An 8,004-nucleotide genomic window follows, 5' to 3' on the forward strand; every position below is an offset into this window, starting at 1 on the left:
GCCCGCCCGTTCCACGTGAAACAATTCTCCAGCCCCAGCCGCCGCGCAATGGTGCGCACGGCCCGTACCTTCTTTCCCACCGAGTCGACGCCGACGACCGTCGTCTCGGGGAAGCAGATCGCCAGCGGAATCGCGGGCAGACCGCCCCCGGTGCCCCAGTCGACGATCGTGCAGCCGCCCGGAAAGTCGCGGACCGTGAGCGTCAGGCAGTGGAGCAGGTGCCGCGTCCGGAAGGCGTCCTCCGTTTCTGGGGAAATGAGGTTGATGCGCGGGTTGAAGCGGAGGAGCTGCTCCTCGAAGGCCTCAAGCCGCTCACGCTGCTCGGTCGTCAGCGCGGCGACGGGCGTCCAGGCACGATCATCCATAGAGCGCATCGTTTCACGTGAAACGTTTTCCATTCAGCGTCCCGGCCTACTCGACCGAAACCGCCGTTTCACGTGAAACACCGAACGACTGCCCGTCTCCCCCCATCGCATCAGGGTCAAGATCGCGCTCCCTCGGCAGCGGCTCCACGCCCTCGTTCTTGAGGAGCACCATGAGGACCGAGATGTCCGACGCCCGGACGCCCGGCACGCGCGAGGCCTGGCCCAGGTTGTCCGGCTCCACCTTGCTCAGCTTCTCGCGGGCCTCGTAGGAGATGTTGTCGAGGGCGTGGTAGTCGAAGTCGTCGGGGATCGGCCAGCGCTCCTTCTCCTCCATCTCTTCGACCATATCCTGCTGCCGGTCGATATAGCCCTCGTACTTGAGGTCGATCTCGATAAGGCGCGGCGCGCTCAGCATGCCCGGCGCCTCCGTCACCACCTCGTCGTAGAGGCCGGCGTGGCGGAGGAGGTCTTCGGAGTCGACCTCCGGCCGCTTGCAGAGCTCGATCACGGGCCGCGGTTGGTCGAGCGTGGAGGTGCCCACGGACCGCAGATAGTCGTCCACCTGCGCGGGGCCAACGGTCGTGTCGTTCAATGTTTCACGTGTAACATCGATCGCACGCTCCTTCTCCAGCATGCGCTCGTAGCGCTGCTGCGACGCGAGGCCGAGCTTGTAGCCGAGCTCCGTGAGACGCAGGTCGGCGTTGTCCTGACGCAGCAGGATGCGGTGCTCGGCGCGGCTGGTGAACATGCGGTACGGCTCGTCGGTGCCCTTCGCCACGAGGTCGTCGATGAGCACGCCGATGTAGGCCTCCGAGCGCTTCAGCACGATCGGGTCGGCGCCGCGCAGCGTCTGCACCGCGTTGATGCCGGCCATGAGGCCCTGGGCGGCCGCCTCCTCGTAGCCGGTGGTGCCGTTGATCTGCCCGGCGAAGAAGAGGCCGTCCACATACTTCGTCTCCAGGCTGTACTCAATCTGGTACGGCGGAAAGAAGTCGTACTCGATCGCGTAGCCGGGGCGGTGCATGTGGGCCTCCTCCATGCCGGGAATGGTGCGGAGCGCCTCGAACTGCACCTCCTCCGGCAGGCTCGAGGAGAAGCCGTTGACGTACACCTCGGTGGTGTCCCGCCCCTCCGGCTCAATGAACAGCTGGTGGTGGTCCTTCTCCGAGAAGCGGTCAATCTTGTCCTCGATGGACGGGCAGTAGCGGGGACCGTCCGCCTCGAGCGCCCCCGTGAACATCGGGCTCCGGTCGAAGCCGGTGCGCAGCACCTCGTGCGTCTCGGGCGTCGTGTCGGTGAGCCAGCAGGAGAGCTGCTCACTCACCGGCGGCAGGCCGTCGGTGAGGAACGAGAAGGCCGTCGCCTCCGGATCGGCGGGCTGCTTCTCCATCACACTGTAGTCGATGGAGCGGCCGTCCACGCGGGGTGGCGTGCCCGTCTTGAGCCGCCCACTCTCGAAGCCGAGGTCGTGCAGGCAGCCTGTGATGCCGTGCGAGGCGCTCTCCCCGATGCGTCCCCCGCCGAAGTTCTGCTCGCCGACGTGAATGACGCCGTTCGAGAAGGTGCCTGTGGTAAGGACCACGCAGGGGGCCCGGAATTCCTTCCCGAGGTTCGTGCGAACCCCCGTCACCGTCTCTCCGGCCTCGTCGGTCAGAATCTCTTTCACCATGTCCGACCGCATCTTCAGGTTGGCGATGGCCTCCAGCTCCTGCCGGATAGCCCGGGCGTAGGCGCGGCGCCCACACTGCGCCCGCGGCCCCCACACCGCCGGCCCCTTGCTCTTGTTGAGCATCCGAAACTGGAGGCCGGCCCGGTCGGTGGCTGTGCCCATGATGCCGCCGAGGGCGTCGATTTCACGTGCAATGTGGCCCTTGCCGATGCCCCCGATCGCAGGGTTGCACGACATCTGCCCGATGTCCGCCAGCTTCATGGTGATGAGCAGCGTGTCGGCCCCCATATTCGCCGCCGCGGCCGCCGCCTCGCTGCCGCTGTGCCCGCCGCCGACGACAATGACATCGTACTCGAAGTAGTCTTGATGCATGAGTATGGACTCGTAATCGAGAACAGGAATCCGCAGAACAAGGACGCCGAGGCCCGGCGCTTTCCCTTAACGAACCGCCCGCCGCCGTGTGCCCACCCCGTCCGCCGGACGACCGGGGAGCCCCGGGAAACCGGTCTTCAGAGACGTACAGGCAGGGGCGACACGTGATTTTTCCAAAGAGAGATTCGTCGACAGTACGTACGACACGTGTTTTGTCCAGAAGATGATCTCTGCACATTCCTTCGATTTGGTCCCCACCCTGGCGATCCGATTTTCCGACGAGCGGGGCCATTCGCCTCCACTTCCACACCCCCGTGCTCTCCACTCTCCCACTTAGCCGCCCATCTTCTTGAGAAAGCGCTGCACGGTCCGTCGGGTGGGAAGCTCGTCCTCCTCGACGTGCTCGGACAACTCGTCGAGGAGCTCGGTACTCGTGCAGTCCGGATGGTCGGCGATGTAGTAGAGCGCGACCTTGCGCAGTTCCGACCCCGCGCCGAAGTACGACTCGTAGGAGCGCTCGCTGCGACGCCCGTGGCGGTCGATGAGCCCCTGCAGCCCATCGTCGCGAAACTGCTGCGCCCAGCGCCGCAGCGTGCGGGCCGTCACCGAGTCGTAGACGTCGTAGACCCACTGGTCCACCGCGGCGGTGCGATTGTCAAACGCCTCGGCGGTGTCCTCCTGCGCCTGGGCGTCGGACAACGATTCTTCCTCCCGGTGACGGGCATAGGCGCGGAGGAGTGCGAGGCGGGCGGCGAGGCGACGAAAGCCGCCCTCCTCCAGACCTGCGAGTTGACGAAGCGGATCATCGGGCATGGCTCGATGCGATCGCGTGAAACACAACGCCGAGTTCTCCTCCCTGCCCCTCTCGCTACGCCGCCCACGCAGGCGGATCTACCTCTTCGGGCGGCCACACGTCCAACAGTCGCCGCACCGTCACAAACTGGCCGAGGTGGTAGGCATTGTGATCGGCGATGGCGGCGATCTCATCGGCGTACGTCGATCCGTGGTACGACGTCCCTCCCTCCCGCTTGCGCACCTCTTCCACATGCGGAATCGCGCCCGTAATGTCGACGGAGGCATCGTTCACCAACTCCTTGATCGACCGAAGGTCTTGCCGAAACGCGTTGAGGCTGTGATTCCAGGCATCCTCGCTCGGGGGCGCTACCGTGTCGGGCCAGTAGTCGTCCGGCCAGGTGGGCGTCGTGTAGTCGGAATCGGTGCAGAAGCGAAAGTAATCCGACTGGCAGATGCGCATGTGCTCCAGAATCTGCCACAGCGAATAGCCTTCGGGCAGGCCGTTCGGTTGGACGCCGCGGGCAGCAGCCGGGACGCTGTAGAGGATCTCGTCGTACGACCGGCGGGCCACCGTGGCCTGGAGCTGGGTCGTGAGATGGGTACGCAGGGCGTCGGACATGGAGAGGGGCGCGGCTACGCGTCGATGCGGGACGGAAACGAAGGAGCTCGTCGAGACGCCTCCCGCTCTCCCTCCGCATCGTAAAAGGTGATCTGTCCCTCCTCGTCGCAGATCCACACCTCCTCTGCTCCCGCATCGAGGTAGAGCTGACGCTTTTCATCGACCTCCACGTCGGTGTTGGTCGGCGAGCGGACCTCAACGCAAATCTCGGGAGCCACGGGTACGTCGTACGCGTCCTTAATCTCCGCCCACCGCTCGGCGGTGCACCAGATGGCATCGGCCACCTTCGTGCCCTTCGCCGTCCGGATGGCCGTCTCGACCGAAGACACCCCCTCCGGCAACTTCTCTTCTAACAGCTGAGCAATTTGATAGGCAAAGCGGCCGTGCCGGGCGTAGGTCGGGCTCATCACAATTTGGCCCCGGTCGTTGGTCTCAATCTTGTAAGGAAGGTCCTGAAGGTTCGGGTCTTCGCAGACCTTCTTCCACGAGAGCCCGGGCCGTTCTTTCGTCTGCGTGCTCATGGCGGATCGACGCGTGATGCGTGAGAATGAGGTGTGTGAACGCTCTCCCAGCAAAGTCGGTCCGCTCGGAAGTCACCACTCTGCCCCTCGACCCTCTTCCCCCGTGCCCGCATTCTCCCACACTCATTTTCCGATGCAGAAGCGGGAGAAGATCTGGTCGAGCACGTCCTCATTCGTAATCTCGCCGGTGATGGCACCCAGGTCCTGCAGGGCGGCGCGGAGGTCGAGCGTGAGCATATCGCCGGAGACGCCCCTGTCGAGGGCCTCGCGGGCCTGCCGGACGGCGTCGAGGGCGTCCTGGAGGTGCTGACGGTGGCGCTGGTTCATAACGACAGGCGACGCCTCCGCGCGGCTGAGGTGCTCGGCGACGGTGTCCGTGAGACGGTCGAGGAGGGGCTGCAGCGCGTCGGCGTCCTCACGCGCCTCCAGGGCCGAGAGTTTGAGGGCCGAGAGGTTGTCGAGGGTAGCCACCGGCAGATCCCGGGCTTCGTCGGCCTTGTTGCCGATGAGGAAGGGCTGGACGGTCGCGTCCTCGCCTGACAAGTCATTCAGGAACTCGATCTCTTCGGAGTCGAGGCCGACCGTCAGGTCGTAGAGGTAGAAGAGCACGTCGGCCTCCTCGATCGACTCGGTGGCGCGGCGCACGCCCTCCGCTTCAATTTCGTCGGCCGTGTCGCGCAGCCCGGCGGTGTCGACGAAGCGGAAGAGCACGCCCTCGATTTCGGCCTCCGCCTCGATCTCGTCGCGCGTGGTGCCGGGCGTCTCGCTGACGATGGCGCGGTCGTGCCCCACGAGGGCGTTGAGAAGGGTCGACTTGCCCGCGTTGGGCCGCCCGCCAATCACGACGCGCACGCCGTCCTTCAGCTTCTCCCCCGTGGGGTAGGTGTCGAGCAGGTCTTGAAGGATCGTCTCCGTTTCGTCCAGCAGGTCCTCCAGGCGCCCCCGGTCGGCAAACTCCACGTCCTCGTCCGAGAAGTCGATCTCCAGCTCCACGAGCGAGCAAAGGTTGAGGAGCTCTTCGCGAAGGTCGTCCAGCAGATCCGAGTAGCGGCCCTTGAGGTGGGTGAGGGACGCTTCGTGCGCCTTCGTGGAGGTGGCGTGGATGAGGTCCGCCACCGCCTCGGCCTGCGTCAGGTCCATCTTGCCATTCAGGAAGGCCCGCTCGGTAAACTCGCCGGGCTCGGCCATGCGGGCGCCGTGGTCGAGCAGGCTCTGCAGGACCATTTTGGGCGCCAGGGTGCCGCCGTGGCACGAGACCTCCACCACGTGCTCGCCGGTGGCGGAGTTGGGCGCCCGGAAGACGGTGACGACCACCTGGTCAACGTCGTTTCCATCCTCGTCCTTCAGAAACCCGACGTGGGCCGTGTGGCTCTCGACGTCCGTTAGGTCGGCGCCACGGAAGCAACGATCCACCACGGCAATCGCTTCGGGGCCGGACGTGCGTACCACCGCCAGCGCCGCCTGCCCTCGCGCCGTGGCAATGGCCGCGATCGTGTCGTCCATGGTTGAAGGTTAGTAGGTTGTAGGTTGCACGTTCAGGGGGTAGCACTGCTACAGGAGACCATTGAGATCAAACAACCTTCAACCTTCCAAACCTTCAACGCCTTACCGCTGCTCCTTCTGCGCCTCCTCGGCCCTCTCCATGAGCCGGGCGAAGAACCCCTTCTCCCCGTCGGCCGCCCCATCCGAGCGTCCGTTCGTGAGGCTGCCGTCGTCGTCCTTTTCTTTCTCCAGCTGCATGTTGATCCACTTCTGCTGGGCCGCCGTGACGATGTTATAGAAGAGGTAGTAGAGACTGAGGGCCGAAGCAAAGCGGTTGAAGATAAAGAAGATGACGCCCGGCATGGCGTACATCAACATCTTCGCCTGGCCGCCGGCCGCCCCGCCCCCGGTGGACTGTACCCGCATCGTCACGATCATGGCCAGGCCCATCAGAAGCGTGAAGCCCGCCACGTAGTCGCCGTAGAACGGAATCTCGAACGGCAGTTGCAGGATCTTGTCCGGCGCCGAGAGGTCCGCCGCCCAGAGGAAGCTCTCCTGTCGCAGCTGAATCGACTTCGGAATAAACTGGTACAGCGAGATGAGAATGGGGTACTGCAAGAACATGGGCAGACAGCCCCCGAGCGGGTTGACCCCCGTCTCGCGGTACAGCTGCATCATCTCCTCCTGCTGCTTTTCCGGCTCGTCGTCGTACTTGTCCTTAATCTCTTGCATCTTCGGCTGCAGCTCCCGCATCTGCGCCATGCTGCGGTACGACGACTTCGTGAGCGGGTAGACGACCGTCTTGATGAGCACGGCCATCAGGATGACGACGATGCCGTACGGGAGGCTGCCCCCAAACAGCCACGACGGAAGCCCGCCCCCGAGGTAGGTCAGCATTGGAATGTAGAGGTACTCGGCGAGCGGCTTGGTCAGCCACTCAAACCAGTCCCACCCGTAGTCGACCATGCCGTACAGGTTTCGGCCGTAGTCGGCCAGGTTGTAGTAGTCGATCGGGCCGGCATAGAGGTGAAAGTTGTCGACGTGGGTGGTCTCTCGCGGCAGGGGCATCTGGAGGCGGCCCGTGAGGGCCTTGAAGGCCGCCTCGCTGGTCGCCCGTCCCTCCTTTCGTCCGGTCAGGGAGGCCCCTTGGGCGGATTCCGGACGGTCTGGCATGACGGCCGCAGTGAAGTACTTGTTTTTCACGGCCATCCAGGACACGTCCCCTTCGATGCGCTTCTCGTTCTGGTCCGCGTCCGAGAGGGTGAGGCTCCGAATTTGGTCGCCGTTGCGGGCAAAGAGCCCCGTGTATCGGAGCTCGTCCTCCTCCCCGCCCTCCGAGTAGGGCATGCCGCCGTGCCAGGTCAGCTCGTACCCGTCGCTCGACAGGAAGCTGCGGGGCCGCTCCTGCTCGATGGCCAGCCCGAGGTCGTAGTCATCCGGGTGGAAGGTGTAGGACTGTCGGAGCGCCCCGTCGCCGAGCTGGGCCTCAAAGGTGAGGGTCTTCGACTCGTCCTCGATCCGCACCGTGTCGGCCTCGGTGTTGGCCGAGAAGTAGAGCGTTCGGGTGTCGACGCGGCGCCGGGTGGGCGTCGTAAACGACAATGACAGCGTGCCGCCCGCCGTGGTGTCCACGATCTGGACGGGGTCCTCCTGGTTGAACTGCTCGTACTCCTTGAGCGTGAAGCGCTCGATGGTCCCGCCCTTGTTGGAGAGGACGACCGTGTACAGGTCCGACTCCACGACGATCGTGCGCTCCGTGCCCTCCAGGGCCGCGGCGGTCACGGAGTCTGGGGCCGGGGCCTCCGGCTGATTCGCGTTGGGCGGCGGCGCGTCGGCATCGCCTGTGTCTGCGTCCTCGCTCGCGTCCGCGGTGGCAGCGGGCGACGGGTCGGCCGAAGGGTCCGTCGTGTCGGTGTCCGCCGTGGGGGCCGGCGGCTCGGTCTGCTGGGCCGTGTCGGCGGGCGCCTCGGCCTGTTGCTGCTGGGGCGACGGGCTGAACCAGAACATCCAGGCAAACATGATCACGGCGACCAGGATGGTCGCGATGATCACGTTGCGCTGATCTTCCGGCTCAGGACTGTTGCGGAGCGGAGAAGCCAAGGGACAGGGACGGGTTGGTGAGTGCGTTCTCACGCCGAGGGCCGGAGCAAGGCATGCCGCGCCGTGCTCTGGACCACGGGG

General features: G+C 65.3%; 7 protein-coding genes. All 7 read right to left on the reverse strand.

Annotated elements, in window-relative coordinates:
• The coding region (locus V5A20_RS11910; protein WP_332327423.1) for a 16S rRNA (guanine(527)-N(7))-methyltransferase RsmG at positions 1–365 on the reverse strand (365 nt) is incomplete at its 3' end.
• 46 nt (positions 366–411) lie between these two features.
• Positions 412–2,406: a tRNA uridine-5-carboxymethylaminomethyl(34) synthesis enzyme MnmG gene (gene mnmG / locus V5A20_RS11915; RefSeq protein ID WP_332316576.1), complete on the reverse strand. Its 1,995-nt coding sequence runs from the start codon at positions 2,404–2,406 to the stop codon at positions 412–414.
• A 333-nt stretch (positions 2,407–2,739) separates the two neighbouring features.
• Complete coding sequence (locus tag V5A20_RS11920; RefSeq protein WP_332316575.1) at positions 2,740–3,219, reverse strand: helix-turn-helix domain-containing protein; 480 nt, start codon at positions 3,217–3,219, stop codon at positions 2,740–2,742.
• Between the two features lie 55 nt (positions 3,220–3,274).
• Positions 3,275–3,820, reverse strand: a complete 546-nt coding sequence (locus V5A20_RS11925; RefSeq protein WP_332316574.1) for a hypothetical protein — start codon at positions 3,818–3,820, stop codon at positions 3,275–3,277.
• A 14-nt stretch (positions 3,821–3,834) separates the two neighbouring features.
• Complete coding sequence (locus tag V5A20_RS11930; RefSeq protein ID WP_332316573.1) at positions 3,835–4,341, reverse strand: Uma2 family endonuclease; 507 nt, start codon at positions 4,339–4,341, stop codon at positions 3,835–3,837.
• A gap of 123 nt (positions 4,342–4,464) precedes the next feature.
• Positions 4,465–5,844, reverse strand: coding sequence for a tRNA uridine-5-carboxymethylaminomethyl(34) synthesis GTPase MnmE (mnmE, locus tag V5A20_RS11935; protein ID WP_332327424.1), 1,380 nt, complete (start codon positions 5,842–5,844; stop codon positions 4,465–4,467).
• Between the two features lie 102 nt (positions 5,845–5,946).
• On the reverse strand, positions 5,947–7,923 hold the full coding sequence (gene yidC / locus V5A20_RS11940; protein WP_332316571.1) for a membrane protein insertase YidC: 1,977 nt from the start codon (positions 7,921–7,923) through the stop codon (positions 5,947–5,949).
• Positions 7,924–8,004: the final 81 nt, after the last annotated feature.

Origin of the sequence: Salinibacter sp., assembly GCF_036626415.1 — a bacterium.
Classification (GTDB): Bacteria; Bacteroidota; Rhodothermia; order Rhodothermales; family Salinibacteraceae; genus Salinibacter.

Bases quoted from the DNA above. Each gene is read 5' to 3' on its own strand.
- mnmG (WP_332316576.1), bottom strand. From the start codon at position 2,406: ATGCATCAAGACTACTTCGAGTACGATGTCATTGTCGTCGGCGGCGGG.
- V5A20_RS11920 (WP_332316575.1), bottom strand. From the start codon at position 3,219: ATGCCCGATGATCCGCTTCGTCAACTCGCAGGTCTGGAGGAGGGCGGC.
- V5A20_RS11925 (WP_332316574.1), bottom strand. From the start codon at position 3,820: ATGTCCGACGCCCTGCGTACCCATCTCACGACCCAGCTCCAGGCCACG.
- V5A20_RS11930 (WP_332316573.1), bottom strand. From the start codon at position 4,341: ATGAGCACGCAGACGAAAGAACGGCCCGGGCTCTCGTGGAAGAAGGTC.
- mnmE (WP_332327424.1), bottom strand. From the start codon at position 5,844: ATGGACGACACGATCGCGGCCATTGCCACGGCGCGAGGGCAGGCGGCG.